Origin of the sequence: Micromonospora sp. NPDC023888, from assembly GCF_040639415.1 — a bacterium.
Lineage (GTDB): Bacteria > Actinomycetota > Actinomycetes > Mycobacteriales > Micromonosporaceae > Micromonospora.
Genome location: NZ_JBEZZW010000010.1, coordinates 37,821 through 64,159 on the forward strand (window position 1 = coordinate 37,821; position 26,339 = coordinate 64,159).

A 26,339-nucleotide genomic window follows, 5' to 3' on the forward strand; every position below is an offset into this window, starting at 1 on the left:
CTCCACCACTCAACCAGGACCTCGACAGTGTCCGCACACTGCCCGCCAACGATACCGGAATCTCGCGGTGACCTGGCATCCACCAATCACCGCATCGCCCCATTCCGCGCAGCGGGCGCGGCTGGCATCCTGTTCGTACCATCGCCTCACAGGTGTGGGAGGTCGTCGTGTCGATCGAGGATCGGGCAAGGAAGCCGAAGCTACCGCCGCGCTGGTTCATCCGGACGGCCTGGTCCGTGCACCGGGGCCTCTACCGGGTCTTTCGCGGCCGAGTCGGGCTCTGGCGGCCCCGCCCGGACCGGTGGGGCACCCTGCGGCTGACCACCACCGGTCGCCGCAGCGGGCAACAGCGCGGTGTGATCGTCGCGTACCTGGAGGATGGGCCGAACCTGTTCACGTTGGCGATGAACGGTTGGGGCGAGGGTGAGCCCGCCTGGTGGCTCAACCTGCGGAGCCATCCGGAGGCCACAGTCGACCTGGTGGACGGTCAGCGGCTCGTCCGGGGGCGCGCCGCGACCGGCGACGAACGGGCCCGCCTCTGGGCCCGCTGGCGCGACATCGACACGAACCTGGACGCCTACGCGGCGCTGCGCTCGTCCGAAACCGCGGTGGTGGTGCTCGAACCCCGCTCCGGTGACGAGGGCGTTGTCAGCCAGCCGTAGCTCGATGCGGGTCCCGCCCGCTCCCGGCGCGGTGAGTTGACCTCAAGTTTGGGTGAGGTCCTAACCTCCGTATCGGAGGTACGCATGAGTATGGAATTTACCGCGTGGACGTCTCTGCACCACGCGATGAACGCGCAGGAAGAACGACCGCTTTCCCGTGTCACCCTGAAGCGCATCGTGGGATTCGCGCGGCCGCACCGGGCCCTGATCGTCAGGTTCCTGCTGCTGAGTGTCGTCACCGCGGTCCTCACGGTGGCGGCACCGGTCCTCGCCGGCCGGGTGGTGGAGGCCATCGTCGACGGCGCCGACAGCGGCGTCGTGATCCGGTTGGCGGTGCTGATCGCCGTGATCGCCCTGGCCGAAGCCGGCCTGGGCCTGGTGACGCGGTTCCATTCCGCCAGCATCGGTGAGGGGCTCATCGTCGCGCTGCGGACGGCCGTCTTCGACCACGTCCAACGCATGCCGGTGGCGTTCTTCACCCGGACGCGCACCGGTGCGCTGGTCAGCCGCCTGAACAACGACGTTATCGGCGCGCAGCGGGCCTTCAGCGACACCCTGTCCGGGGTCGTCGGCAACACGGTCACCCTGGCGCTGACGCTGGCGGTGATGCTCAGCTTCTCGTGGCAGATCACGGTGCTGGCGCTCGTGCTGCTGCCCATCTTCGTCCTCCCGGCGCGCCGGATGGGTTCGAAGCTCGCCCAGTTGCAGCGTGAGGCGGCCGAGCACAACGCCGCCATGAGCACACGGATGACCGAACGTTTCTCCGCGCCCGGCGCGACCCTGGTCAAGCTGTACGGGCGGCCGGCTGAGGAGTCGGCCGAGTTCGCGGCACGGGCGCGTCGGGTGCGGGACATCGGCGTCCGTGCCGCCATGCTCCAGTGGGTCTTCATCACCGCGCTCACCGTCGTCGGCTCGCTGGCGCTGGCCCTGGTCTACGGGCTCGGTGGTCTCTACGCCCTCCGGGGCAGCCTCGACGCCGGGACCGTGGTCGCCCTCGCGCTGCTGCTGTCGCGCCTCTACGCGCCGTTGACCTCGCTGGCCAGCGCCCGGGTGGAGGTGATGAGCGCGCTGGTGAGCTTCGAGCGGGTGTTCGAGATCCTCGACCTCAAGCCGCTGATCCTCGACCGGCCCGACGCGCGCCCGCTTCCCGACGGGCCGGTCGCGGTCGAATTCGACGACGTAAGGTTCGGCTACCCCTCGGCGGACAAGGTGTCGCTCGCGTCCCTGGAGGACGTGGTGAAGCTCGATGCCCGCGGCGGCGAAGAGGTGCTGCACGGGGTGTCGTTCCGCGCCGAGGCGGGACAGATGGTCGCCCTCGTCGGCTCCTCCGGGGCGGGCAAGTCGACGATCGCGCAGCTCGTCCCCCGCCTGTACGACGTCGAGGACGGCGCGGTGACGCTCGCCGACGTCGACGTACGCGACCTGTCGGCCGAGTCGATCCGGACGGCGCTGGGCGTGGTCACCCAGGACGGGCATCTCTTCCACGAGAGCATCCGCGCCAACCTGGCGTTCGCTCAGCCGGACGCCACGGAGGACGAGATGTGGGAGGTGCTCCGGCGGGCCCGCCTCGACGACCTGATCCGCTCACTTCCCGACGGGCTCGACACCGTCGTCGGTGAACGCGGGTACCGGCTGTCGGGCGGGGAACGGCAACGGCTCACCATCGCCCGGCTGCTGCTGGCCCGTCCGCGCGTGGTCATCCTCGACGAGGCCACCGCGCACCTCGACTCCACCTCCGAGGCCGCGGTCCAGGAGGCCCTCGCCGAAGCTTTGACCGGCCGGACGAGTGTGGTCATCGCGCACCGGCTCTCCACCATCCGTGCCGCGGACCAGATTCTCGTCGTCGAGGACGGCCGCATCGTCGAGCGTGGGCGACACGGCGACCTGCTCGCCGCCGGTGGCCGGTATCAGGAGTTGTACCGCACCCAGTTCGACCAGGCCCAGCCGACGGTGCAGGAGCAACGCGTCGCCATCTGAGGCGACGTCACCGGACGCCTGCTCCACGACGCGAGCCGCCGCCCGCCCCGGGCGATCCCCGTGACGGGCGGCGGCAGCGGACGGTCAGTCGTCGTCGTCCTTGTCGTCGGACCTGTCGTCCGCGTCGTCGTCGTTGTCGTCGTCATCGACCGGCTCCTGCTCGGCCTTGACCACCGAGCCGTTGTCCCGGTCGACGTCCACCTCGTGCTCGGTGTCGCCGGCGACGATCTCGACGCTCCACACCGGCCGGCCGTTCTCCTGCTCGGCCTCGACCTCGACGATCTGGCCGCCCCCGGCCTTGGCGAGCGCGATCTCACCGGCGCGCCTCTCGTCGACCGCGCTGCCCGCCGGCGCGCTGCCGGTGGTCGGCGTACCGCTCGACGGCGTACCCGATGGGGTGCCGGCCGACGGCGTACCGCTGGGCCCCGGCGTGGTCGCGCCGCCCTCCGGCGCGTCCGTGACCGTCGGGGCGACGGTCGCCGCGGCGAGTGCCGTGCCGCCCGTCCGCGTGTCGTTCGCGGCGTCGACGCCCAGCGCGACCCCGGCCACCGCCAGCACCGCCGACCCGCCGACCGTCGCCAGAAGCAGATTGGTGCGCTTCATCGTGGTGTCCACCTTTCCTCGGTTGTCGACTCCGAGGATCGGTCGGATCGCGATAGCACCGCGCTGTCCGAACGCTAAGGCCGGGTTAAGCCGCGTGGGCCCTTGGTCCGAGCGCTCCGGGCTCCACGACGGCCCGCACTGGTCAGAGCGCCATCCGCATGAAGACGTCGGCGCGGGCGTACGGCGGCAGCGGGATCTCTTCCGGGCTGACGTGCTGGAAGCCGGCGGTTTCGTAGAGGTGCACGGCGTTCGCGAGCTTGGTGTTGCTGCCCAGGAACAGGGTGGCCGCGCCGAGCTGGCGGGCGCGCTCGATCGCCGCCGCGATGAGCTGACGACCGAGGCCCTTGCCGCGCACCGCAGGCGTCACCGTCATCTTCGACAGTTCGAAGACGTCGTCCGAGCTGCGGACCAGGGCGACACAGCCGACGATCTCCCCGCCGTCGCGGACGATCAGGACGTCGCCGCCCGGGTCGACGATGGCGGCGAACGGGTCGTCGAGCGTTCGGCGGTCCGACTCCTCGATGGTGAAGAAGTGGGAGATCCATTCTTCGTTGAGCGTGCGGAAGGCCTCGGCCTCCTCGGCGGTCGTCATGGACGTGACGGTCAGCGTGCTCAAGTTCATGGTTCGATTCTCCGACCACCGCTATTCGAACGTCCAATATCTTGTTCGGGGTCATTCGTATCCTTGACGTATGGAACCTGAGTTGCGTCACCTGCGCTACTTCGTCGCGGTCGCCGAGGAGCTGCACTTCGGCCGGGCCGCGGTGCGGCTGCGGATGGCCCAGCCACCGCTGTCGCAGCAGATCCGCCAGCTCGAGGCGATGATCGGTACGCCGCTGTTCGTCCGCACCTCCCGATCGGTGGCACTGACGGCAGCGGGTGAGGCGTATCTGGACCGGTGCCGGCGGGTGCTGGCCGCGGTGGCCGACGACGTGCACGAGGCGGGCCGCATCGGGCGCGGCGAACAGGGACGCTTCGACATCGGTTTCGTCAGTTCGGCGATCCAGCTCGGGCTGGCGGGGCCGATCCGTCGTTTCCGCGAGCGCCATCCGGCAGTCCACCTACGCCTGCACGAGGCGTACACGGCGCACATCGTCGACCGGTTGTTGAACGGCGAGGTCGATCTCGGCGTCGTTCGGGACGCGGACGACCACGACGACCTGGTCGGCGTCACGTTCGCCACCGAGTCCTTCGTCGCCGTCCTGCCAGCCGATCACCCGCACGCGGGAGACCGCGATCAGCGCCGCGGTGCTGCGGGACGACCCGTTCGTCTTCTTCCCACGGGTGGCCGGCGAGCGGGCCTACCAGCGCAATCTCCGGCCGTGCCTGGAAGCCGGCTACACACCGCGCATCGTCCAGGACGCCACCAGTTGGGCCACGGTGGCGCACCTGGTCGCGGCCGGCCTCGGGGTGACGATCGCACCGGCGAGCGTCTCCGCCGTCGTGCCCGCCTCGGTGGGAGTGCTGCCGTTGACCGACACCGAGGCCACCACCGAGGTGCAGATCCTGCGCCGCCGCGATGACGGCCGGATCACCTCGACGGGCTTCGGGGCCGCGCACCCCGACCCGGTGCCCAACCAGTCACCCCGGCACCGCTAGCCGCGCCTGTTGAGTTCCGCTTCGAGGCGCTGGACGAGCGTCTTACGGTCCTTGCCGGCATGCTCGTTGCGCAACGCGGTCCTGAGCTGCCGCGTGTCGAGGCCCCGGACCAGCTTGGCGGCCTCGGCGACCGACATCTCCGACATCCGGCCGGCCGTGGTGGCGTCTCGACGCGCCCGCTTCGCCGGCCCGGTATTGGCGACGAACTGCTTGCCGGATCGAGAGGCGGCCCGCTTCTTGGAGTCGGTCGCGCGCTTCTGGCTGTCCGACATCTCGTCCCAGGCCTTCTTGGGCAGGTAACGACTCGTCGTGTCGCCCTTGCGGGCGCGGGTGTCGCCCTCTTTCGTCTGCCACTTCTCGTTGCCCCAGCGCTGGAGCGACTTCTGCCGCTCGTCCTTTTCGCCCAGGAATCCCCCGCCGCGCCTCTTGTACTCCTGAGTGACCAGCTGCGACTTGCGCGCCGACCACTGCCCCGGCCTACCACCCTTGTCGGAAGCCTTGATCTCTTCCTTGATCTGCTCTCTGAGCTCGGGTTTCGTGTACCGCGCCATAGCTGGCAGCTACCCGGCACCGCAGCGCCTATGCCTGCCCCCGCGAGCTTGGCGGACCGAGCCGCAGCAGCACCTGCGCCCCGCCCCTCGGGCCGGCGCGCACCTCCAGGCAACCGCCGCCGGCCTGCGCGGCGCGCCGGGCGATGTCCAGGCCGAGGCCTGTCGACCCGGCCGCGCTGGCGCCCCGCCGGACCGCGCCCAGCGGCATGCCCGGCCCCTCGTCAACGACGGTGAGGACCACCTGCCCGCCGTCTCGCGCGAGCCGGACGGCGAACGGCGTTCCGTCGGGCGTGTGCGCGAAGACATTTCCGAGCAGGGCGTCCACGGCCGCCGCCAGGTCGTCGGCCGCCACACCGACCGGCAACGGGCCGGGAACCAGGTCGAGGGTGACGGCCCGGCCGGTGTCCTCGGCCAGCACCGACCAGAACGCGACCCGGTCGGCGACGATCGCCGCCGCGTCCGAGGCGGCCGGCTGCGCCGCCGGCGAGTGCCGCCACCGGGCCTGGCGGATCAGCCCGGTCACCGCGCGTTCGAGACCGTCGGCCGCCGCGGTGATCCGGGCGGCGTCGTCCCGGTCCCGCAACGACTCCGCCTCCAGCCGCAACGCCGTCAACGGAGTACGCAACCGGTGCGACAGGTCGGCGACCTGCTCGCGTTCCTGCACCAGGAGCACCTGGATCCGGGTGGCGAGGTGGTTGAGCGCCCCGGCCACCTCGCGCAGCTCGGCCGGGCCGGCCGGGGTGACCCGCGCGTCCAGCTCGGCGTTGGCCAACCGGTGTGACACGGCGGAGAGGTCGCTGATCGGCCGGACCAGGTCACGGGCCAGCCGGTCGGCGACCAACAGACCGATCAGCACCAGCAGCACACCGAGCAGGGCCAGCACCAACCAGGCCCGGGTGACCCCGGCGGTCAGCTCGTGCCGTGGCACCACGATCCGGATCACCCCGGTCCCGTCCGCCCGACCCTGCACGGCGATGACCACCTCCCGGCCGGCCGCCGACTCCCCGGTGAGGCTCTGCCCGCGCGCGGCCAGGGCCACCGCCGGCGTACGGGGGGTCTGCGCGCCGAGCACCGACCCGTCGGGCAGAAAGACGCTCACCGGTCGCCCGGACTCCGCGGCGAGTTGCTCGACGGTGAGCCGGATCGTCGCCGCGTCGGCGGTGCCGACCACCGGCACCAGACTCTGCGCGTCGGCGGTGGCCGCGACGGTGGCCCGGTCCTCCGCGACGGTGCGCACCAGCAGTGCCAACGGCACCAGGAACGCGATGAGGGTGAGCACGCTCACCGCTGCGACAAGCAGCGCGAGCCGGGCCCTCACGGCTGCGCCGCCGGCGCCTCCAGACGCACCCCGACCCCGCGCACGGTGTGCAGGTAGCGCGGCTGCTGGGCATTCTCCCCCAGCTTGCGGCGCAGCCAGGACAGGTGCACGTCGACGGTCTTGTCCGCGCCGCCGTACGGGATCTGCCAGACCTCGGTGAGCAGTTCACGTTTGGTCACCACCTGGCCTGGCCGGCCGGCCAGGTGGTGCAGCAGGTCGAACTCGCGCGGCGTCAACTCCACAGAGGTCCCGTCCAGGGTGACCTGTCGGGACCGGGGGTCGACGCGCAGCCCGCCCACGACGAGCGACGGGTCCTGCCCGTCCGCGCCGGCCGGGCCCCGCCGCAACACCGCCCGGACACGGGCGTCGAGCTGCGCGGCGGTGAACGGCTTGACCACGTAGTCGTCGGCGCCCGCGTCGAGCACCCGGACGATCTCGGCCTCGTCGTCGCGGGCGGTGGCCACGATGACCGGCACGGAGCTGACCGCGCGCAGCATCCGCAGCAGCTCACGGCCGTCCAGGTCGGGAAGGCCCAGGTCGAGCACGACGAGATCGGGCCGGTCCTCCAGGGCGTCGCGCAGGCCGGCCATCGCGGTCGAGGCGGCGGCCACCGCGTGCCCGCGTTCCCGCAACGCCCGGATCAGCGGCGTACGGATCGTCAGGTCGTCCTCGATGAGCAGTAGACGCGGCACACCTCGCAGGCTAGCGGCTCACCGCCTAGGACCACGCGATCTCGCCGTGGCGGTCGACGAAGCGACCCGAGCCGTGTCCCGGGCCTTCCGTCGCGAGCGCGACGATGGCGTCGGTGCCCTCGGTGACGGTCTGCGGACCGCTGTTTCCGTTGAGGTCAGTGGCGGTGTATCCGGGGTCGGCGGCGTTGATCCGGATGTCCGTCAACGCCTTGGCGTACTGGGTGGTCAGCATGGTGAGCGCCGCCTTGGAGGACGTGTAGACGGGGGCGATGAGTCCCGATTCGGCTCGCGACCGGTCATGGGTGGCGGCGAGTGAGCCCATCGCACTGCTCACGTTGATGATCACCGGGTCGGGTGAGCGGCGCAGGAGCGGCAGGAACGCGGTTGTCGTCCGCACCACGCCGAGGAGATTGACATCGAGGACGGCCAGCAGGTCGCCGCTGGTCAGTTCGCTCGGGTCACCGAACGGGCCGTGGATGCCCGCGTTGTTGATCAGCACGTCGATGCGGCCCTCGTGCTTCTCGACCTCGGCGGCCGCGGCCGCGGCCGAGTCGTCGTCGGTGACATCGATCTGCACGAAACGGGCTCCGAGGGTGTCTGCCGCAGCAGCGCCCAGCTCGGGGTCGCGAGCGCCGACGAGAACGGTGTGGCCCAGCTCGATGAGGCGGCGGGCGGTCTCGCGACCGAGCCCCTTGTTGGCCCCGGTGATGAAGGTGATCGTCATGCACCCATCGTTTGCCGCCGCGCGGGTAGGTGCCAGGGACGTCGCGACGGTAGGACAAGCAATACCACCCTCTTCGTGGTGGGGTGGGAAACAATCGAGGCGTGATGACGCAGGCCGCGGGACTGGGGGCGACGATCCGTGCCTGGCGCGACCGCCTGTCGCCGGCCTCCACCGGGCTGCCCGCCGGCCATGGACGCCGAGCCGCCGGGCTGCGACGCGAGGAGTTGGCCGAGCTTGCCGGGGTGTCGGTGGACTACATCGTGCGCCTGGAGCAGGGTCGGGCGACCACACCCTCGGCACAGGTCACCGCCGCGCTCGCTCGCGCCCTCCAACTGACCTCCGCGGAGCGCGACCACCTGTTCCGGCTGGCTCACCTGGCTCCCCCGGCGGACGACCAGATCACCGATCACATCCCACCGGGCGTGCAACGGGTGGTGGGTCGTCTCGGTGACGCGGCCGTCGCCGTGTTCGCCGCGGACTGGCAGGCGATCTGGTGGAACCGGAGTTGGGCCGCACTGCTGGGGGATCCGTCGATGTCCCCGCCGGTTCGTCGCAACTTCGCCCGCGACACCTTCCCGGTGGACTCCGACGGGCCGGGGATGTCGCGCTGGCCGGTGGTCTCACTGGACGCCGACGCCACGAGCGCCGCAGTCGTGTCCGACCTCCGGCGCGCCACCGGCCGGTTTCCCCGTGATCGCCGTCTGGCGAGGCTCATCCGCGAACTCACCGAGGGCAACGAGCGGTTCGCCGAGCTGTGGGCGGCCGGGACGGTCGCCGCACACCGCGAGGACCGCAAGATCATCGAGCATCCGTCGGTCGGCGCCGTCACGGTCGACTGCGACGTTCTGACCGACGGCGACGCCGAGCTGAAGATCGTGATTCTCACCGCAGCTCCGGGCACCAGCGACGAGACCAGCATCCGCCTGGCCACGGTGGCCGGAGTTCCCGACCCGCCGAAGCCCGGCGATCCCGGCGACACAGCCCGGCACCACAGCAGGCGTTAACCGTCCCTTACACCAGCCGGAGGCGCAGCGCGCGGTTCCCGGTGAACTGCGGCGAGCACGACGGCCCGATCAGCAGCAGGTCCCCGATGTTGAGCGTGGTCATGGCACCCACCCGAGAAAGCGCAGGCGGAGCGCGCCCGGTGGAGTCCAGCTGATGTCCCGCTCAGCGGACAGCAGGAGTACGCCCATATAGACCGCGAGCGTGAATGGAGCGTCGGCGTACTCGCCGGCGCGCGAGGGTCATCGCCACTGACAGCAGGTAATCGTCAAACCGGGCTCTTCGCACCTGACCTCCCACAGTCCATCGCCCTTCGCAACCGACCGTAGACCAGCCTGTACATCTAGTACAGCCTGCTTAACCTGTTTAGGACGAGTAGCCCGTACCCGACGCTCAGCCCGTATGAGCCGTCCATAGGCTGCCGATCATGGTCGACGAGATGTCCCCGGTGCCGTTCTATGTCCAGCTCGCGGATGCTCTCGCCAAGCAGATCGAGAGCGGGAAGTTGAAGCCGCGCCAGCCGCTCCCGAGCGAGTCGACGTTGCAGCAGGAGTACGGCGTGGCTCGCGGAACGGTCCGGGCGGCGGTGCGTCTGCTGCGCGAGCGCGGACTGGTCGTGACGTTCACCGGTCGGGGCACGTTCGTCGCGGAGCGATAGACAGGCGGATACCCCTCCCCCGCATTGCGGCTGCACGTTCGGAGGTCCGGCGAGAGCCCGCAGGGCGTCCAACCCGGATGATGGGCCATCCGGCGGAGGCCGGATCTGTACAAGACCTAACCGTTCTTTAGGGTCCGCATGTGCCGGCAATCACCCCGGATCGGGGATAGTCAGCGCATGGGCCGCCGTTCGATTCTCGTCGCCGCCGGGTGGGTGACCACGGTCGCCGTGGCCACCCTGATCGGGTTGGGCGCGATCCAGCTTGTCGGGGAGAGCATCACCGGCACCCCGGGTGGGGTGCGCAGCGAGACGGAGATCGAACGGGCGCTCGCCGCACCGGAGCCGGTGCCCACCGGCACCACGGGCCTCGGCTCGGCCGCTCCGGGCACGACGGGCACCGCACCGAGCGCCAGCCCCGGGGTCCGTCGCGTGTTCGCCACCGACGGCGGCACGGCCGTGGCCGAGTGCGGGACCGGCGGCGTACGCCTCGTCTCCTGGGCGCCCGCGCAGGGCTACCGGGTCCGCGACGTGGACCGGGGCCCGGACGACGACGTCGAGGTCACGTTCGCGGGGTCGACAGGCGAGTACGAGCTGAAGGTGCGCTGCATCGGCTCGGAGCCGGTGGCCGTGGCCGACGACTAGCCGCACCGCGCGAATCTGAAGGCCGTTAAGCTCTCGGCCGTGATCCGCACCCTCGTTGTCGCCTCCCTGCTGCTGGTGACCGGCTGCTCCTCGGCCGAAGCGCCCTCCCCCACTCCCAGCTCCACCACGCCCTCGGACAAGTCCGCCGCCAACGCGTGCACCCGGGTCGTCCTCGACATCGAATCGAGCGCTCCGCCCTTCGGGGACGCGGGCACCGCGGTGCGCGCCATCGAATCGACCGATCCCGGTGTCCGGGAGGCCGGTCAGCGGCTGGGGTCGACCGCCAAGGAAGTCGCTGAACTCTGGGTGCTGAACGACCCCACCGTCGACAAGGGGCCCGCCACCCAACGCGTGTCCACCGCCCGGCAGGGTCTGCTCACGGCGTGCACCAACCTGTTCGGGGAGTACCCGTGGCCGTTCACCCGGACGCCCGCGCCGACCCCCAGCAGCTAAGTGCCGGACGTGGCCGGCACGGGGTGCCCGTGCCGGCCACGTCGGCGGTGGTGGTTCAGCTCGTGTACGCCTCCACCTCCCAGAGCGAATGGCCGTATCCGGTGCCCCGGGCGGTGCCGTAGATCCGCAGGTAACGGCCGTTGGCGCCGAGCCCGGTGTGCTCGTCCACACCGCCGTCGGCCCCGGTCACCGTCTTCGCGGTGGTCCAGGTGGTGCCGTCGTTCGAGGTCTGGATCTGGTACGCGCTGCTGTACGCCGCCTCCCAGCTCAGCTTGACCCGGCCGATCGCGGTGGGGCTGCCGAGGTCGACGCGGACCCACTGCGGATCGGAGAACGTGCTCGACCAGCGGGTGGTGAGGTTGCCGTCGACCGCCTGGGCGCCCGACACGTCGGCGCCCTCGTTGCTCGACGTCGACGTGGGTTTGTTCAACAGCAGGTTGCCGCCGGTCGAGCCGCCGGTGCCGCCGTACACCTCGAACTCGAACAGCGAGTAACCCCAGGCGGTGCCCCGGGTGGTGCCGAGCAGCCGAATGTACCGGCCGGAGCCGGTGAGCCCGGTCAGGTCGTCCACGCCGCCGTCGCCGCCGGTCACCGTGCGGATCGTGGTGAAGGTGACCCCGTCCGGCGAGGTCTGGATCTGGTACCCGCTGCCGAACGCCGCCTCCCAGGTCAGCTTGACCCGGTTGATGGCGTACGAGGCACCGAGGTCCACATCGATCCACTGCGGGTCGCTGAAGGAGCTGCCCCAGCGGGTGCCGGTCGCGCCGTCGAACGCGTTGGCCGGGGTGTAGGCCCCTTCGAAACTTGACGCGCGGGCCGGCTTGCCCCGCGCCAGGTTGGCGCCCGGTTCGGGATCCGGGTCGGGGCCGGGTCCACCGGGGCTGGCGGAGAGGGTGAACTCGTCGATGTCGAACCACGGGCCGGCGCCCTTGAAGACCAGGAACAGGGTTCGGGTGCCGGTCGGGGCGGTGACCCCGCCGGTGACAGTGGCGAAATTGGCGTACCCACCGGTGGGCGAAACGGTGGCCGAGCCGACCAGGGGCCCGGTGGGCGAGTCGACCCGCAGCTCAAGCGTGCCGCCCCCGCCGGCCGGGGCGCCGACCCGGGCGCTGAACGACTGGACGCCGGTCAGGTTGTACGGCCGGAACGAGATCCAGTCGTTGTTGTCGATGTAGCCGACCGCCGCGCCGCCGTGTCCGGCCGCCCCGGAGACGACCTGGACGCCTGACGAGTCACCGAAGTGCTCGGCCTGACGGACCCGCGGTTGCAGCACCGCCTGGGTGTGCGTGGTGAGCGCCGGTTGGCCGCCCCCGCCCAGGTCGGTGTACTCGGCGTCGATGATGCCGAAGATGTTCGCCGCCGTGTCGTGCTCGCCGTCGGCGGTGGTCTGGATGACCCCGGTGCAGCCCTGCGCGCTGCCGAGCTGGTGGCCGTGCGAGTCGTGGCCGAGGACGTAGTTCACCTTCACCCGGGCGCAGTTGATCGCACCGTCCTGGGCGTCGGTGACCGTGACGCTGAACGGCACGGCGTCCCCGAAGGCGAACGTCTGCCCGTTCAACGGGGTGTTCACGGTGACCACCGGCGCGCTGTTGCCGACCGTGACGACCACGCTCGCGGTGGACGTCTTGCCGGTGGTGTCCCGCACCGTCAGTGTCGGGCTGCGGGTCCCGTTCGTGGTGTAGGTGAAGCTCGGGTTCGCCGCGGTCGAGTCGGTGCTGCCGTTGTTGTCGAAGTCCCAGGCGTAGGTGAACGGGTCACCGTCCGGGTCGAGGGTGCCGGCCGAGGAGAAGGCCACGGTCAGTGGTGCGGTGCCGCTGGTGGGGGTGGCCGACACCTTCGCCACCGGCGCTCTGCCCTCGCGGGCGTACTCGATGCGGTAGAGCGCCGAGTTGGCGTCGCCGTTGAACCAGCCGGTGCCGTAGTCGAGCACGTAGAGCGCGCCGTCCGGCCCGAACTCCATGTCCATGACCTGCGTGCCGGTCCACGGGAACGGGTTGATCTTCAATGGTTGGCCGGCCGGGTCGAGCTTGATGTTCTTGATCCAGCGACGGCCGAACTCACCGGCGAAGTAGGTCCCGTCGTAGTACTGCGGGAACGCCACCGGCGAGGTGTTGTTCGGGTCGTACCGGTAGACCGGACCGCCCATCGGTGACAGGCCGCCGCCGGTGAACTCCGGCGGCGAGCCGGAGCCGCCGTACGGCAGCCACGCCGGGATGGCCGGCGGCAACTGGGTGATGCCCGTGTTGTTCGGTGAGTTGTTCACCGGCCCGCCGGCGCAGTCGAACTTCGGCCCGGACGGACCGGACGGGAAGGTGTAGTCGTTGTAGGCGTCGTTGCGGGCGGTGCAGTACGGCCAGCCGTAGAAGCCGGGCCGGTCGATGCGGGCGAACTCCACGTTGCCCGCCGGCCCCCGGTTCGGGTCGGCGGTGCCCGCGTCGGGACCGTAGTCGCCGAGGTAGACGACGCCGGTGGCCTTGTCCACGCTCATCCGGAACGGGTTGCGGAAGCCCATCGCGTAGACCTCGGGACGGGTCCGCGCGGTGCCCGGGGCGAACATGTTGCCGGCCGGGATGGTGTAGCCGCCGGCCGCGCTCGGCTTGATCCGGAGCACCTTGCCGCGCAGGTCGTTGCTGTTCGCCGAGGTGCGCTGGGCGTCGGAGGCCGGGTTGCGCCCGGCCCGCTCGTCGATCGGGGTGAACCCGGCCGAGTCGAACGGGTTGGTGTCGTCACCTGTGGACAGGTAGAGGTTGCCGGCCGCGTCGAAGTCCATGTCGCCGCCGACGTGGCAGCACATGCCGCGACTGGTCGGCACGTTCAGGATCAGCGTCTCGCTGGCCAGGTTTATGGTGTTGTCGGCGTTCACGGTGAACCGGGCCAGCCGGTTGACGCCGTCCCAGACGGCGAAGTCGGCAGGGGTGCCGGTGGCCGGGGCGCCGCCACCGGGGGTGTTCAGTGGCGGGGCGTAGTACGCGTACACCCAGCGGTTGGTGGCGAAGTTCGGGTCGGCCTTGATGCCCTGGAGGCCCTCCTCGTCGCCGGTGTAGACCGGCAGGGTGGCGGCGACCTTGGTGTTGCCGGCGGCGTCGGTGTGCCGGATCACGCCGTTGCGGGAGGTGTGCAGCACGCCTCGGTCCGGCAGGACGGTGAGGCTCATCGGTTCACCGGTCTCGGCCGCGCCCTTGGCCAGCTCCACCTGTTGGAAGCTGCTGGTGACGGTGGGGCCGCAGTCGGCGTCGACCGCGCCGGCCGCGGTCTGGATGCCGCCGAGCAGGTGCTGGCGGAAGTTCGCCTCGGTGTACGACGCGTCGGTGTGGCCCAGGCCCGTGTACCAGGCGCGACCGCCGGAGTAGTTCTGGCACCAGGAGATCGGGTGGTCGGCCCCCATGCTTCCGCCGGTGTAGGTGCTCTCGTCCAGGGTGGCCAGCACGTGCGCGGCGCCCCGGGGGTTGGTGCGGTAGTTGTACAGCTCGTCGAACCGGCTCCAGCGCTGCGGCAGGGTCGCGGTGGACGGGTGCACCTGGTCGGCGACCTTGACTGTGACGTTCTGCTCGGCCGGGTGCGAGGCGAAGTACGCCCCGACCAGTCCGCCGTACCAGGGCCAGTCGTACTCGGTGTCGGAGGCGGCGTGCACGCCCACGTACCCGCCGCCGGCGGTGATGTAGCGCTCGAACGCGGCCTGCTGGGCGGCGTTGAGCACGTCGCCGGTGGTGGACAGCCAGATCACCGCGGCGAACCGGTCCAGGTTGGCGTCGGTGAACTGGGCGGCGTCCTCGGTGGCTTCGACTGTGAACCCGTTGGCGGCGCCGAGTTGCTGGATGGCGGCGATGCCCGGGGTGATGGAGCCGTGCCGGAATCCGGCGGTCTTGCTGAAGACCAGCACGGTGAACGGTGCGGCGCTGGCCGTGGGTGGCACGGCGACGATGCCTCCGGCCACGAGGATCGCGCTCAGCGTGACGCCGAGCCACGATCTCAGGGATCTGCGCACGGTTGTCCTTTCGTGGTGCGAGGACGGCGTGCGCCGATCACGCCTGGCGGTGGAGCGAGGTATGTGAATGCATCGTTGCGGTCGGATCACGGGCGCGTCAAGCCTCTTCCGCCATCCGTGAGAGCGTTATCTCCGCAGGTCAGGCACGACCGCGCCGAGCAAGATCGAATAACGGTTTTCGAGGCGGCGATCCACGCCGGTCACCCCCGTCACCGGTCCGGGACCTGCCGTCGGGCTCTCAGCGACCGCCCGCCACCAGCTCGGCGATCATCCCCTCGCAGCTACGGACGACGACCTGGGCTCCGCGCCGCTGCGCCAGCGGAAGCAGCGGGTCCTCGGCCCGGTCCCGCCACCGCCACTGCGCGTCGGTGGCAACCTCCCAGAGCCGCTGCACTGTCGCCTCGTGCTCGACACCCAGCCGGGCCGCGAGGCCCACCCCGTCACCCCCGACGAGCCGCTGCGCCTCGGCGGCCAACTCCGCGTCGAAGCCGAGCCGGGCGTTGCGCAGCGCGACAAGCAGGCGTAGCTCGCGGAACTCGTGCGCACCGGCGAGGATCCGCTCGACCGCGCCGGCCAGCTCCGCGGAACCCGGGATGGGCTCGGACCGCAGCAGCGTCTCGACCGCGGCCAGCGCCGACCGGGCCTTGAGGGTGTCGCCGCGGTCGATGAAACAGCGTGTCACCGACTCACGCAGCTCGGTGAGACCGCTGCGCCGAATGAGTTCCGCCGAGAGTTTCACCCGGCTGTCGAAACCACTGCGCACCAGTGTGGTCGCCAACCGGACGCCGAACAGCCCGAACCGATCCAGCAGCGCGGCACGCACCTCGGTCTCCAGCCGCACCGGCAGCTCGCCGTGGAGGAAACGGTCGGCGGAGATCAGGTGGGGGTCCAGCTCGGCCCGGGGCACCCGGGCGACGGTGGCGAGCGCGGCGAAGTCCGACTCACCGAGCATCCGGCCCGCCAGGCCGATCATCCCACTGCACGCCACCACGTTCACGCTGAGCGCGTTCACCCGGGGGTCGCGGTAGTGCCGACGAGCGAGCTGGCGGGCGGTGAGCAGGCCGTCGATCCGGCCTCCACCGATCTCGTCCGCCCGGGACAACACCATGATCACGTTGACCGGGGCGGCCTGCCCGACCACGCCGTCCCGTCCCGACTCCAACGCCCGCAGATCACTGTCGCGAGCGTCACGGGTCAGATACAACACCGCGTCCGAGTCCCGCAACACCCGCTCCAACACCGGCGCCCGGCCCTGCTCGACGGTGCCGGTGACCGGCGGGGTGTCGATCAGCGTGACCTGCCGCAACGCCCGCGTCGGCCACCGCACCACGATGTCGTGCACGTCCCCCGCGCCCCAGCCGAGATCCACCCGCAGGCCGGTCGCGGACTTGACCACAGTCAACTCCTGCGGAGGCTGACCGACCGGATAGGCGGTCGCGTGCGGCTCGGCGCCGTCCTCGTACCAGGTGAACGCCCCGTCCGCCCGCTCGACCGGCGCGACCTCCTCGCCCATCAGGGCGTTGAGCACCGTCGACTTGCCGGAACGCCAGGGCCCGGCAACCGCGATCCGCAGCGGCTGCTCCAAACGGGCGACCTGACGGCGTAGCTGCGCGACGGCCCGCGGGTGGCCCTGGTAGAGGTCGATGGCCTGGTGCAACAACCCCCAGGCCGCCTCGTCCAGGCGCAGGCCCACGGTCATGCCTGCGGCTCCAGCAGCAGCGGGGCGGAACGGGTGCCGGTCAACTGCTGAGCCTGCTCGTAGAGCGCGGCCAACCGGGTCATCTTCAGCCGGATCTCGCGCTGCCGCTGCTCACGCAGCGAAGCATCGGTGTCGGCCTCCTGCTTGGCGCTGCGAAACGACTGGACGATGGCCTCCTGAAGCTCCTCGGTCAGCCCGGTGAAGTGGTCCCGCAGCATCCGCTGCACCTGGCGGGCGGTGTCCCGGCAGTCGCGGATCATCCGGACGAAGAAGTCGTCGACATGACGCTGGATGGCCGTCTTGACCGTCGCCTGACGGCGACGGAGCAACTGCTTGCTCTCGTCGCGGATGCTCTTGCCCCCGAACAGGGCCCCGATGCCGACCGAGACCGGGTTGATCATCGGCATGCCGGCCAGGGTGGTCGCCAGACCGAACATCAGCATGCCGCCGTACGAGCCCTTCATACCGGTGAACAGCTTCTGCCCCGTGGTGAACCTGTCGATCGTCGGCATCTGCAACTCGGGCACCCGCTGCCCGATGTCCTCCGGCATGGTCATCGACCAGGGCGGCAGCACGTCGTAGCCGTACCTGTTGAAGTTGGCGGCCACCCGGCGGGCGATCCAGTCGCAGCGCTGGATCAGCCACTCGTGGTTGGCCTGCGCCGCCTCCACCAGGCTCCGCTCCAGCCAGTCCTGGAACGTGTCCCAGGCGACCAACGGATCGGCCGTGTCGAACGCCTCGTCGACCGTACGCAGGATCTCCCGGGTCCGGTCGCGCAGGTCGTACTCGATGTCGGACAGCAGATCGCCGATCTCGTCGCTGAGGGTGTTCTGCCACCGGGTCGAGCACCGGCGCAGCTCGTCGACCTCACGCTGCGCCGCGTGCAGCCGGGAGATCGGCCCGGACTGCTCCTCGGCCTCCTGGGTCGCCAACTCGGCGCGCAACGGGGCTGCCAACTGCTCCACCACCGTCCGGGCCACCGTCTGCACCGAGGCCCGGGCGAGCTGGTCGGCCTTGCCGGCCAGGTCCCGTTGCAGTCGGGCGATCAGCACGGGAAAACCGGACTCGGCGTTGAGGTCCCGGTCGTCGGCCCCGGCGGCGCGCAGTCGCAGCGTCGCCGAGACCGGGATCAGCGGGGCCGGGATGCCCGCCTCGGCCAGGTGCTGCCGGTTACGCTCGGCCACCGCGCGCCAGTCCGCCACCAGATCGGTCTTGCTCTGCACCACCACCACGTTGGGGTGTGCACGCATCACGTGCAGCAGCATGTTCAGCTCGGCGACCGACAGGTCCCGGGTGGAGTCGGAGACCAGCAGCACGGTGTCCGCGCGGGCCGGCGCGGCGACCGAGGCGGCGGCACCGATGCCGGAAACCTCGTCGGTGCCGGGGGTGTCCACAAGCACCAGCCCGGCGCCGAGCAGGGCGCGGGGCACCCCGACCTCGACGTACGCCGGGCCGCCACCGGGCCGGCGTCCGACCAGGCCGGCCACGCTCTCCGCGACCTGGTTCAGTGCCACCGGGGTGCGCTCCACGGCCACCGCGACGGCCGCGCCGCCCCGGGCCGGCGGCGGAGCCTGGGCGACCGCGACCGACGGGGCCTCGGCGTGCTGCACCACCGTTGGCAGGACTGTCGTGCGGCCGTCGCCGACCGGGCAGGCCGGCGCGTTGATGATCGCGTTGATCAACTGGCTCTTGCCCTGGTTCGGCTCACCGATGACCAGGACGCGCAGCGTCGGATCCAGCAGTTGGGCGCGCTTCTGCCGGACCGTCTGGAGCAGGTCACCGCGACCGTGTGCACTGCACGTACGGGCGATGTCGTCGAGCACGTCCAACCAGATCCCGGCCATCACCGCACCAAGTGTGCTGATTTCGGCTCAATTATCAAGAGGTAGCCGACGGGGAACCGGAGAGGGCCGGATCGTCCGAGACGATCCGGCCCTCCGCTCCGACCGGAGAACCGGATCAGAGCAGGCCGCCGGTGATGCCCAGCAGCCCGTGATCGGACGAGGCGTGCGAGTCGCCGCCGAGCACACCATCGGTGACCCCGCCGGTCACGTCGCCGACCGTGTCGTGCACACCGGGGAGGAGGCTGTCCACCTGGTGCGTCACGCCGCCCACCGCCGACGGCACGTCGAGCGGCGGGACCACGCCGCCGACGACACCGTCGCCGTGCCCGAGGCCCAGCCCGCCGAGGGTGTCGTCGACACCGAGCGAGCTGACGACCCCGCCGATCTGACCGTGGGCGCCGGAGAGGACGCCACCGGTCAGGTCGCCGCCGATCAGATTCGGGTCGGTGCCGCCGAGCAGGCCGCTCGGGTCACCGACGGTGCCGGTGACGTCACCGAGCACCGGGTCCGCGATCGCGTCCACCGGCTGCACCACGTCCGCGTCGAGGGTGTACGCCACGTCGGAGACGCCGGCAAAGTCGGTGTCCAGGCCGGACGGCCCGACGCCCAGGCCGATCCCCGGCAACACGGTCACCCCGGCGGCCGCCGTCGACGGGTCGACCGCGATGGCACCGAGCACGCCGGCCTTGACGTCCACGCCGGTGGGCGAACTCGTGACGCTGATCTGCTGCGCCACGCTCTGCAACTGACCCACCACGTCGGTGCTGTCGGTGAGCAGCGGGTCGAGGCCGAGCTGCCCGACCGGCGAGGCCAACGGCGCGAGACCCGCCCCCGGCGCGTAGTCGACGACGAGCGGCACGACGTCCTGCACATCCGCCGCGGTGATGTCGGTGAGCCCCGCGCCCCGCAGCGCGCCCTCGGGGTCGAGGTCGAATGCCGACCGCGCGTCGGGGTTCGTCAGCAGGTCGAGCACGAAGTCGTGGAGGGTCTGTTGCGAGTCCATGTGCCGGTTCTCCTCGGAAGTGGCGCCGTCGTACGTCGACAGTGACGCTATTGCCGGGGCCCGTCCCCGGGCATCGGGGCTCAGCCCGCATCCGGCCCGGTTGAACTAGGGGCTCCGCGACCTCGTACGTTAGGGGGACAGGGGGAAACCGTCCCGGCGAGATTAGGGTCCCGACCAGGGGCTGATCTCTGGTACGAACGTAGGAGCCCGCGGGGTTCGCCGGGGGTGGGTCGTCGGCAGCACCGACACCATCGCCACCGGCCGGCCAACTCACGGGGGGAGAAGAGACGATGCCGTACGTCCTGGGGATAGACATCGGGAGCACCAACACCGCTGCCGCGGTCGCACGGCGCACCGGCGCGACCTGGACGCGTCCCGAGCCCGTACCGCTGCACGTCGACTCCCCTCTCGTACCGTCGGTGCTGTGCCTGGCCGAGGACGGCTCGCTGCACGTCGGCGAGCCCACGACCGACGACGGCAGCCGCACCACCCGGGACTTCGTCCACCGCATCGGTGACGACGTGCCCCTGCTGCTGGGCGGCGAAGCGTGCACACCGCAGACGCTTGCCGCGGAACTCGCGGCGTGGGTGGTGGAGCGGGTGCACGCCCTGGAGGGCGGCCCGGCCGAGGCGGTCGTGCTCAGCCACCCGGCGGGGTGGCGCCCGTACCGCCGGGAGGTGCTGCACCGGGCCCTGTCCGACTTCGGCCTGCGGCACGTGACGTTGCTGCCGCGCACGGTCACGGTGGCCGAGAGCCACGCGGCCCGTGGGTTCGCGGGCACCACCGCCGCCGTCTACGCCCTGGGTGGCAACAGCTTCGAGGCCGCGCTCGTGCGTCGCACCGCGCGCGGCACCTACGAGACGTTCGGCACGCCGCAGGGTCTGGACTCGGTCGGCGGCGCCGACTTCGACGAGGCGCTTGCCGGACATGCCCGTACGGTGCTGGCCCGGGAGCTGGCCAGCACCGCCCGCCGCGGCACCCAGGCCGCGCTGCGCGGGCTGCGCGCGGAGTGTGACCGGGCCAAGCGGGCGCTGACCGTCGACCTGACGGCCGACGTGGTGATGGCCCTGCCGAGCGGCCCGGCACGGATACCGGTGACCCGGGCGCAGTTCGAGCACATGATCCGCCCGATGGTGCAGACCACCGTCGACCTGCTGCTGCGGGCCGTGCAGAGCGCCGACCTGACGCCGGCGCAGCTCGACGGGGTCCTGCTGGCGGGCGGCTCGACCCGCGTTCCGCTCGTCGTCGAGTTGATCAGCGCGGCCCTCCCGGTGCCCGTCGAGGTCGAACCGGACTCGCAACTGACCGCCGCCGTCGGCGCGGCGCTGGCCGCCTGCCAGGTGGTGTCGCCGCGCCCCCGCCAGCCGGCACCGGTCGGCGACGCGGTGCGCAGCGCCGGGCGGGCCACCATCCCGGCACCGCGCCGCCCCCACCACGACACCGTTCCGGGCGATCCGCCACCGCGGCCCCCGGTCCGGGTCCTCCCACTGGACCTGCCGAAGCCGTCCCGCCTGGCGCTGGCCCGCAGCCGGGGACGCGAAGGATGACCCCAATGATCATGAACGACATCGCCGCGCCAGGGCTGACGCTCGACAAGGGACCACAGGCCCTGCTGGACACTGTCGCGCGGGACCCGAGCGGCCCACTGGCCGTCGGCATCGCCGGCCCCGGCGGTCACGGCAAGACCGCGCTCCTCGCCGAGCTGGCGCGGGTGCACCAGCGGGCCGGGATCACCGTGCGCACGGCCGCCCCGGAGCCCGGCGAACCGGTCGACCCCGACACGCTGGTGCTTGTCGACGACGCGCACCTGCTCGACGACGCCCGGATCGAGGTGCTCCTGCGCCTGGTCGGCGCCCGCCGGCACCGCCTGGTGGTCGCCCACCGCCCGTGGCCCCGGTCGGCGGCGCTCAGCGAGCTTGTCGACACCCTTCGGCGGGACGGGCAGGCCGTGCTCCTCACGCCGTTCACCCGGGAGCAGACCGCCACCTACCTCACCGCCACCCCGGAGCTGGGCCGTGGCGACGACCTTGTCGACTTCGTCCACACGCAGACCTGCGGCGTACCCCGGGACGTGGAACGGCTGGCCCGCGGCCTGGCCGGCGCGGAGACCCGGACCGGCACGCTGGTCAACCCACCCCGGTCCGTCGTCGCCGAGTTCGGCCCGGACCTGGACGTGCAGCCCGCCGCCGTCCGACGGCTGTTGCTCGCCGTCGCGGCCGGCGGGTCACTGCCGGCGAACATGCTCGCCACGCTCCTCGGCGTGGACCCGTCGGCGGTGGACGAACTGATCGCCACCACGCGGGCGGCCGGGCTGCTCGGCGCCGACGGCCGGCTCGCGCCGATCGTCCGGCGGGCGGTCACGACGCTCAGCCCCACCACCGACCGCACCGCGGTCTGGCGGCGGCTCACCGAGGTACAGCTCGCCCGGGGCGGCGCGGTGCTGCCGCTGGTCCGCTCCCTGCTCGCGGTCGGCGCGCTCGGCGACTGCCCGGCCTCGACCCTGACCGCCGCGGCGGGCGAGGCCCTGGCCGACGAGCCGGCGTTCGCCGCCGAACTGTTCGCCGCCGCCACCGCGGCTGGGCAGCCGGCCAGCGCGCAGCAGGCGCTCGCCGCCGCGCTCGCCGGAAACCTCGACGACGCCCTGCGGTTGGCCGACCGGCTGCTTGCCACCGCCGCCCCGCCCGACCGCTCCGAGGCGGCCGTGGTGGCGGCGACCGCCCTGGCGCACCGGGGCCACGTCGGCCGCAGCGTGGAGCTGTACCGGTGGTCGGGCACCGCCTCGGCGCTGGCCTTCGCCGTCGTCGGCGGGCTCGCCACCGGGGACCCGCACGCCGCCGCCGAGCCACCGGCGGGTGACCCGCTGGGCGAACCACCGACCCTGCACGCCAGCGCCGCCCGACTGATGGCCGGCGGAGTACGCGAGAGCGTGAGCGGCCCGCCGACGGCCGCGCTCTCCGCGCTCGTGCAGGCCGCCGCGCTGCTGGAGCCGGACGGACGGGCGGCCCTCCTCCCGGACAGCCCGGCGGCGCTCGCCGCGCTGACGGCGGTGCACTGCGGTGAGCTGGAGATCGCCGAGCAGGTGCTGCACCGGGCCCTGGGCGCCGGCGTCGGTGGTCCGCTGATGGCTCGCCGCCACCGACTGTTGCAGGCCTGGATCCTGATGGTCCGGGGCGAGACGCGCGCCGCGAGCGAGCACCTCGCCGCGGTGACGCTCGACGGGCGGCAGTTGGAGTCCCGCGACCTGCTCTTCGCCGCCGCGATCCGGATGGGCGTCGGCCGCCGCACCAGCGACATCGGGGCGCTCAAGCGTGGCTGGGGGCAGGCGCTGGAGGCGGTGGTCCGGCACCCCGTCGACCTGTTCACGCTCCTGCCACTGGGTGAGCTGGCCATCGCGGGCGCGCGCCTCGGTGACCTGGCCCGGCTCGAACCGTACCTGCGGGAGGCGCACGCGTTGCTCGGTCGGCTCGGCAATCCACCACTGTGGAGTGTTCCGTTGCACTGGAGTGGCCTGCACGCGGCGATCCTCACCGGCGCGCCGGCCGTCGCCGACGAACACGTCGCGGCCCTGCTGGCCGCAGCCGACCACAGCCGGTACGCCGCCGTGGTCGCCGCCGCCGCGGAGTGCTGGGTGGAGGTGCTCCGGGGTGTCGTCGACCCGGCCCGCGTGGAGGCCGCCGCCCGAGCGTTGCACGACACCGGACTGCGCTGGGACGGTGCTCGCCTCGCCGGCCAGGCCGCCATCCGCACCGCGGACCGGCGGGCGATGACCACCCTGCTGGAATGTGCGCGGGCACTACAGGGGCGACCACCCGGCGGCCACGGCGAGCAGCCGCCGACGACCACCGAGAGCGCCACGCGGGCCGCCGGCCCCACCCAGCAGGGGCTCAGCGACCGCGAGTACGAGGTTGCCGAGCTGGTGCTGGCCGGGTTGACCTACCGCGAGATCGGCGACCGGCTCTTCATCTCGGCCAAGACGGTGGAACACCACGTGGCGCGGATGCGCAACCGGCTGAACTGCGCCAACCGCACCGAGTTGCTGGCTCTGCTGCGCACCCTCGTCGCCGACCGGGCCAGCGACACGGCCGGGCAGCCGTGGCCGCAGCGGGCGACCCGATGAGGGCCCCACGCGGGGGACGCCGCCGCACCGAGCGGAGCGGGACGTGACGCCCAACGAGGTCCGGCTGATCCGGACCAGGCTTGTCGTGCTGGCCGCCGTCCTGGTCACCCTCTGGTCGTACGCGGCCTACCTGACCAGCCAGGACGCCGTCGACCTGCTGCGCGTGCGGGCCCTGGCGGACACCCTGGGCCAGCCCATCGACCGGCTGGTCCTGAGCCTGCAGGCCGAACGCCGGGCCAGCGCCGAGACGATCGCCGGAGCGACGGCGAGCCCGCTGGGCGGGGCGCGCGAGGTCACCGACCGGGCCGTCGCCGAGCTTCGCAGGTTCACCGCGGGCCGCGACGTCCGGTTGCTCAGCGCCGGCGAGGTGCGCGACCGGGCCGACGAGCTGGTCCGCCGGCTCGACGGGCTGAGCACCATCCGGTCCCAGGTGGACGCCGGGCAACTCGACCAGGCCGAGGCGGTCGACGGGTACGACCAGGTCGTCGACGTCGCCTTCCGGGTGTACGGCCCGGAGTGGGGCGCGTACGAGAGCAGGCTGGCCGCCGACACCCGTGCGGTGATCGCGCTGGCCCGCGCCCGGGAGTTGCTCGCCCGGGAGGACACCCTGGTCAGCGCGGCCCTCACCGCCGGACGGCTCGGCGTGGACGACCGACGCCGCCTGACCGAACTCGTCGACAACCAGCGATTCGCGCGGGCCGAGGCGGCGGCCGGGCTGCCCGACGACGGCCCGGTCGAGCACCAGCGGATCGCGACCAGCCCCGAGTTCGCCGAGCTGATCGCCCTGGAGGACAGGCTGTCGCGGGCGGACGCCGCAGACGCCCTGGCCGGGACCACCCTGGAGACCTGGCGGGCCGCCGCGGACGCGGCCCTCGGCGCGTTGCAGACACTGGTGACGAGCACAGCCCGCAGCAGCGTCGAGCGGGCCACGCCGGGTGCCGCCGTGCTCGTCGCCCGGACCGGCGTCGTGCTGGGGTTGGGCCTCATCGTCGTGCTCGTGCTCCTGGTGAGCTGGGCGAGCACCGTCCGACGGCTGACCGACGAGTTGACCCGGCGGCCCGTCGACGCCCCGGCCCCGACCCCGGATGCCGTGGTCACGCCCGACGGCCCCGACCGGGAGCTGTTCCTGCGAATCACCCGCCGCAACCAGGTCCTGCTGCGCGATCAGCTCAACCTGCTGGACGGGATGCAGCGCCGGGAGCGGTCCGCCGAGGAGAGCGGTGAGCTGTTCCAGCTCGACCACCTGACCACCCGGGTCCGGCGTAACGTGGAGAAGCTGATCGTCCTCGCCGGCGCGAGGCCCGCCCGCCGCTGGCGGCGCGCGGTGCCGCTGCTCGACGTCGCGCGCGGCGCCGTCGCCGAGGTGCCGGACTACCACCGGGTCCTGATCGCGCCGCACTGGCCGTGGTCGCTCACGGGCCCGGCCGTCACCGACGTCGTCCACCTGCTGGCCGAGCTGATCGAGAACGCCCTCTCCTTCTCACCGGCGGACACCACCGTCCGGGTCAACGGCGAGCACCGACCACAGGGGTGCGCCGTCGTGGTCGTCGACGACGGGCCCGGCCTGGACGCCGCCGCGCTGGCCGACGCGAACCACCTGCTCGGCAACCCGCCGGCCGGACCACCCACGGGCCCCACCGGCCTGTACGCCGTCGCCGTGCTCGCCGACCGCTGTGGCGCCCACGTCTCGCTGCATCCCAGCCGGCGCGGTGGGACGGCGGCGGTCGTGCTCCTGCCGGCCCAACTGGTCTCGGTGACCGACACCGGCCGGGGGCCGGCCACCGCATCCCCCACCACCCCGTACCCGCCGGCGCACCACGGCACCGGCCGGCCCGACCCGAACGGCGACGGCGCGCTGCCGACCCGGGTCCGTCAGACCGGGCCCACCGGCCCCGAACACGGCAGGGCCGGCCTCGACACGGTCGAGATGCCGGCCGCCAGAGCGACGAGGAGAAACCCATGACCTCCGCAGTGGTCACCGACGACGGCCTGACCGGTGCCCTGGACCGCCTGGTCGACCGAGTGCACGGCGCGGATTTCGCCGTCGTGCTCTCCCCGGACGGGTTGCCCCTCGGCGGCTCCCGCCAGGTGGAGCCGAAACTGGCCGAGCAGATCTCCGGCGTCGTCGCCGGTCTGATCGCGTTGGGGCTGGCCGCCACCCGGACCTGCGACGCTGGCGCTCTGCGTCAGGTCGTGGTGCAGATGGCCCGAGCCTTCCTGTTCGTCGCCACCATCCCGAACGGGACCATCCTCACCGTGCGGATCGCCGGTGACGACGTCAAGGTCGGCGACATGGCGTACGAGGTGGCGCTCTTCGTGGGGCAGGCCGAGCGGCACCTGCCGATCACACTGGGACCGGCCTCCTCCGCGACGATCGGGGACACTGGTGCACACCAGCGGCACCGCTGACGAGGCGTGGTACGACGACGACGCGGGCCCGGTCGCCCGGCCCTACACGATGACCGGCGGGCGTACCTCTCCCACTCGCGGTCAGTTCGACCTGATCTCACTTGTCGTCGCCCGGCGGGCGGCCACGCCTCCCACACCGCTCTTTCCCGAACAGGCGCGGATCGTCGAGCTGTGCCACCATCCAGTGTCGGTCGCCGAGGTCGGCGCCGAGCTGGACCTCCCGCTGGGAACCGTCCGGGTGTTGCTCGGCGACCTGCTCGCGACCGGGCTTATCGAGACGCACGATCCGCCGATGCTGTCGGAGCTGCCGACCGAGGATCTGCTCGAGGCGATACTCGTCGGGCTCCGCGCCCTGTGACAGGGCAGGTGCCATCCGCGACCCGGACGGGTCGCGGGCGTCA

At 72.1% G+C, this 26,339-nt stretch carries 21 protein-coding genes and 1 pseudogene; 12 read left to right on the forward strand and 10 right to left on the reverse strand.

The window, feature by feature from the left end; genetic code table 11:
- Nucleotides 1-167: 167 nt before the first annotated feature.
- Together AB0F61_RS11550 and AB0F61_RS11555 are read left to right on the forward strand one after the other, a co-directional pair.
- The gene (locus AB0F61_RS11550; RefSeq protein WP_357807242.1) at nt 168-662 is read left to right on the forward strand and encodes a nitroreductase/quinone reductase family protein; all 495 of its coding nucleotides are present in this window, start codon (nt 168-170) and stop codon (nt 660-662) included.
- An 84-nt stretch (nt 663-746) separates the two neighbouring features.
- A complete protein-coding gene (locus AB0F61_RS11555; protein WP_357807245.1) occupies nt 747-2,639 on the forward strand; it encodes an ABC transporter ATP-binding protein in 1,893 nt (630 codons plus the stop codon).
- A gap of 84 nt (nt 2,640-2,723) precedes the next feature.
- Here the strand turns inward: AB0F61_RS11555 and AB0F61_RS11560 are convergent, their stop codons facing one another.
- Together AB0F61_RS11560 and AB0F61_RS11565 are read right to left on the reverse strand one after the other, a co-directional pair.
- On the reverse strand, nt 2,724-3,242 hold the full coding sequence (locus AB0F61_RS11560) for a PepSY domain-containing protein (protein WP_357807249.1): 519 nt from the start codon (nt 3,240-3,242) through the stop codon (nt 2,724-2,726).
- 142 nt (nt 3,243-3,384) lie between these two features.
- The gene (locus AB0F61_RS11565) at nt 3,385-3,864 is read right to left on the reverse strand and encodes a GNAT family N-acetyltransferase (RefSeq protein ID WP_357807251.1); all 480 of its coding nucleotides are present in this window, start codon (nt 3,862-3,864) and stop codon (nt 3,385-3,387) included.
- A gap of 70 nt (nt 3,865-3,934) precedes the next feature.
- On the opposite strand from AB0F61_RS11565, the pseudogene AB0F61_RS11570 reads away from it, so the two are divergent.
- A pseudogene (locus AB0F61_RS11570) lies at nt 3,935-4,841 on the forward strand (LysR substrate-binding domain-containing protein).
- Here the strand turns inward: AB0F61_RS11570 and AB0F61_RS11575 are convergent.
- Genes AB0F61_RS11575 through AB0F61_RS11590 form a run of 4 tightly spaced genes read right to left on the reverse strand, consistent with a single transcriptional unit; the run spans nt 4,838 to nt 8,126 of the window.
- On the reverse strand, nt 4,838-5,392 hold the full coding sequence (locus tag AB0F61_RS11575; RefSeq protein WP_357807254.1) for a DUF5872 domain-containing protein: 555 nt from the start codon (nt 5,390-5,392) through the stop codon (nt 4,838-4,840). The pseudogene AB0F61_RS11570 and the gene AB0F61_RS11575 sit on opposite strands and share 4 nt — an antisense overlap.
- 28 nt (nt 5,393-5,420) lie before the next feature.
- Complete coding sequence (locus tag AB0F61_RS11580; RefSeq protein WP_357807257.1) at nt 5,421-6,710, reverse strand: HAMP domain-containing sensor histidine kinase; 1,290 nt, start codon at nt 6,708-6,710, stop codon at nt 5,421-5,423.
- Nucleotides 6,707-7,402 carry a response regulator transcription factor gene (locus tag AB0F61_RS11585; protein WP_357807260.1) on the reverse strand — a complete coding sequence of 232 codons (696 nt, stop codon included), beginning with the start codon at nt 7,400-7,402 and terminating at the stop codon, nt 6,707-6,709. Before AB0F61_RS11585 ends, AB0F61_RS11580 begins: the two co-directional genes overlap by 4 nt.
- Nucleotides 7,403-7,427: 25 nt before the next feature.
- Nucleotides 7,428-8,126: an SDR family NAD(P)-dependent oxidoreductase gene (locus AB0F61_RS11590; protein WP_357807264.1), complete on the reverse strand. Its 699-nt coding sequence runs from the start codon at nt 8,124-8,126 to the stop codon at nt 7,428-7,430.
- Between the two features lie 104 nt (nt 8,127-8,230).
- Between AB0F61_RS11590 and AB0F61_RS11595 the strand changes: the two genes are divergently transcribed.
- The 4 genes from AB0F61_RS11595 to AB0F61_RS11610 all read left to right on the forward strand — a co-directional run bounded on the left by AB0F61_RS11595 (nt 8,231) and on the right by AB0F61_RS11610 (nt 10,881).
- Nucleotides 8,231-9,130 (forward strand): helix-turn-helix transcriptional regulator, encoded by a 900-nt coding sequence (locus AB0F61_RS11595; protein ID WP_357807621.1) that lies wholly within the window; start codon nt 8,231-8,233, stop codon nt 9,128-9,130.
- A 425-nt stretch (nt 9,131-9,555) separates the two neighbouring features.
- Nucleotides 9,556-9,786 carry a GntR family transcriptional regulator gene (locus AB0F61_RS11600; RefSeq protein WP_279518097.1) on the forward strand — a complete coding sequence of 77 codons (231 nt, stop codon included), beginning with the start codon at nt 9,556-9,558 and terminating at the stop codon, nt 9,784-9,786.
- A 177-nt stretch (nt 9,787-9,963) separates the two neighbouring features.
- Nucleotides 9,964-10,428, forward strand: coding sequence for a septum formation initiator (locus tag AB0F61_RS11605; protein WP_357807267.1), 465 nt, complete (start codon nt 9,964-9,966; stop codon nt 10,426-10,428).
- Between the two features lie 39 nt (nt 10,429-10,467).
- Nucleotides 10,468-10,881 carry a hypothetical protein gene (locus tag AB0F61_RS11610; protein ID WP_357807270.1) on the forward strand — a complete coding sequence of 138 codons (414 nt, stop codon included), beginning with the start codon at nt 10,468-10,470 and terminating at the stop codon, nt 10,879-10,881.
- Between the two features lie 55 nt (nt 10,882-10,936).
- Here the strand turns inward: AB0F61_RS11610 and AB0F61_RS11615 are convergent, their stop codons facing one another.
- From AB0F61_RS11615 to AB0F61_RS11630, 4 genes are all read right to left on the reverse strand, one after another.
- Complete coding sequence (locus AB0F61_RS11615; RefSeq protein ID WP_357807274.1) at nt 10,937-14,866, reverse strand: ThuA domain-containing protein; 3,930 nt, start codon at nt 14,864-14,866, stop codon at nt 10,937-10,939.
- Between the two features lie 238 nt (nt 14,867-15,104).
- Nucleotides 15,105-16,565: a hypothetical protein gene (locus tag AB0F61_RS11620; protein WP_357807276.1), complete on the reverse strand. Its 1,461-nt coding sequence runs from the start codon at nt 16,563-16,565 to the stop codon at nt 15,105-15,107.
- A complete protein-coding gene (locus tag AB0F61_RS11625) occupies nt 16,562-18,409 on the reverse strand; it encodes a dynamin family protein (RefSeq protein ID WP_357807623.1) in 1,848 nt (615 codons plus the stop codon). Before AB0F61_RS11625 ends, AB0F61_RS11620 begins: the two co-directional genes overlap by 4 nt.
- Nucleotides 18,410-18,524: 115 nt before the next feature.
- On the reverse strand, nt 18,525-19,412 hold the full coding sequence (locus tag AB0F61_RS11630) for an IniB N-terminal domain-containing protein (protein WP_357807279.1): 888 nt from the start codon (nt 19,410-19,412) through the stop codon (nt 18,525-18,527).
- A 290-nt stretch (nt 19,413-19,702) separates the two neighbouring features.
- Between AB0F61_RS11630 and AB0F61_RS11635 the strand changes: the two genes are divergently transcribed.
- The 5 genes from AB0F61_RS11635 to AB0F61_RS11655 are packed head-to-tail and all read left to right on the forward strand — an operon-like array spanning nt 19,703 to nt 26,296.
- The gene (locus AB0F61_RS11635) at nt 19,703-20,959 is read left to right on the forward strand and encodes an Hsp70 family protein (protein ID WP_357807282.1); all 1,257 of its coding nucleotides are present in this window, start codon (nt 19,703-19,705) and stop codon (nt 20,957-20,959) included.
- 5 nt (nt 20,960-20,964) lie between these two features.
- Nucleotides 20,965-23,529 (forward strand): LuxR C-terminal-related transcriptional regulator, encoded by a 2,565-nt coding sequence (locus AB0F61_RS11640; RefSeq protein WP_357807285.1) that lies wholly within the window; start codon nt 20,965-20,967, stop codon nt 23,527-23,529.
- Between the two features lie 43 nt (nt 23,530-23,572).
- Nucleotides 23,573-25,492: a nitrate- and nitrite sensing domain-containing protein gene (locus AB0F61_RS11645; RefSeq protein ID WP_357807288.1), complete on the forward strand. Its 1,920-nt coding sequence runs from the start codon at nt 23,573-23,575 to the stop codon at nt 25,490-25,492.
- Nucleotides 25,489-25,938, forward strand: a complete 450-nt coding sequence (locus AB0F61_RS11650; RefSeq protein ID WP_357807290.1) for a roadblock/LC7 domain-containing protein — start codon at nt 25,489-25,491, stop codon at nt 25,936-25,938. Before AB0F61_RS11645 ends, AB0F61_RS11650 begins: the two co-directional genes overlap by 4 nt.
- Entirely contained in the window at nt 25,916-26,296 is a 381-nt protein-coding gene (locus AB0F61_RS11655) for a DUF742 domain-containing protein (RefSeq protein ID WP_357807293.1), read from the forward strand. The genes AB0F61_RS11650 and AB0F61_RS11655 overlap by 23 nt, the downstream gene beginning before the upstream one ends.
- The last annotated feature ends 43 nt before the right edge of the window (nt 26,297-26,339 follow it).

Excerpts from the sequence above, each read along its gene's own strand:
- AB0F61_RS11555 (WP_357807245.1), top strand. The coding sequence starts at position 747 with ATGAGTATGGAATTTACCGCGTGGACGTCTCTGCACCACGCGATGAAC.
- AB0F61_RS11560 (WP_357807249.1), bottom strand. The coding sequence starts at position 3,242 with ATGAAGCGCACCAATCTGCTTCTGGCGACGGTCGGCGGGTCGGCGGTG.
- AB0F61_RS11565 (WP_357807251.1), bottom strand. The coding sequence starts at position 3,864 with ATGAACTTGAGCACGCTGACCGTCACGTCCATGACGACCGCCGAGGAG.
- AB0F61_RS11575 (WP_357807254.1), bottom strand. The coding sequence starts at position 5,392 with ATGGCGCGGTACACGAAACCCGAGCTCAGAGAGCAGATCAAGGAAGAG.
- AB0F61_RS11590 (WP_357807264.1), bottom strand. The coding sequence starts at position 8,126 with ATGACGATCACCTTCATCACCGGGGCCAACAAGGGGCTCGGTCGCGAG.
- AB0F61_RS11595 (WP_357807621.1), top strand. The coding sequence starts at position 8,231 with ATGACGCAGGCCGCGGGACTGGGGGCGACGATCCGTGCCTGGCGCGAC.
- AB0F61_RS11600 (WP_279518097.1), top strand. The coding sequence starts at position 9,556 with ATGGTCGACGAGATGTCCCCGGTGCCGTTCTATGTCCAGCTCGCGGAT.
- AB0F61_RS11605 (WP_357807267.1), top strand. The coding sequence starts at position 9,964 with ATGGGCCGCCGTTCGATTCTCGTCGCCGCCGGGTGGGTGACCACGGTC.
- AB0F61_RS11620 (WP_357807276.1), bottom strand. The coding sequence starts at position 16,565 with ATGACCGTGGGCCTGCGCCTGGACGAGGCGGCCTGGGGGTTGTTGCAC.
- AB0F61_RS11625 (WP_357807623.1), bottom strand. The coding sequence starts at position 18,409 with ATGGCCGGGATCTGGTTGGACGTGCTCGACGACATCGCCCGTACGTGC.
- AB0F61_RS11630 (WP_357807279.1), bottom strand. The coding sequence starts at position 19,412 with ATGGACTCGCAACAGACCCTCCACGACTTCGTGCTCGACCTGCTGACG.
- AB0F61_RS11635 (WP_357807282.1), top strand. The coding sequence starts at position 19,703 with ATGCCGTACGTCCTGGGGATAGACATCGGGAGCACCAACACCGCTGCC.
- AB0F61_RS11640 (WP_357807285.1), top strand. The coding sequence starts at position 20,965 with ATGATCATGAACGACATCGCCGCGCCAGGGCTGACGCTCGACAAGGGA.
- AB0F61_RS11650 (WP_357807290.1), top strand. The coding sequence starts at position 25,489 with ATGACCTCCGCAGTGGTCACCGACGACGGCCTGACCGGTGCCCTGGAC.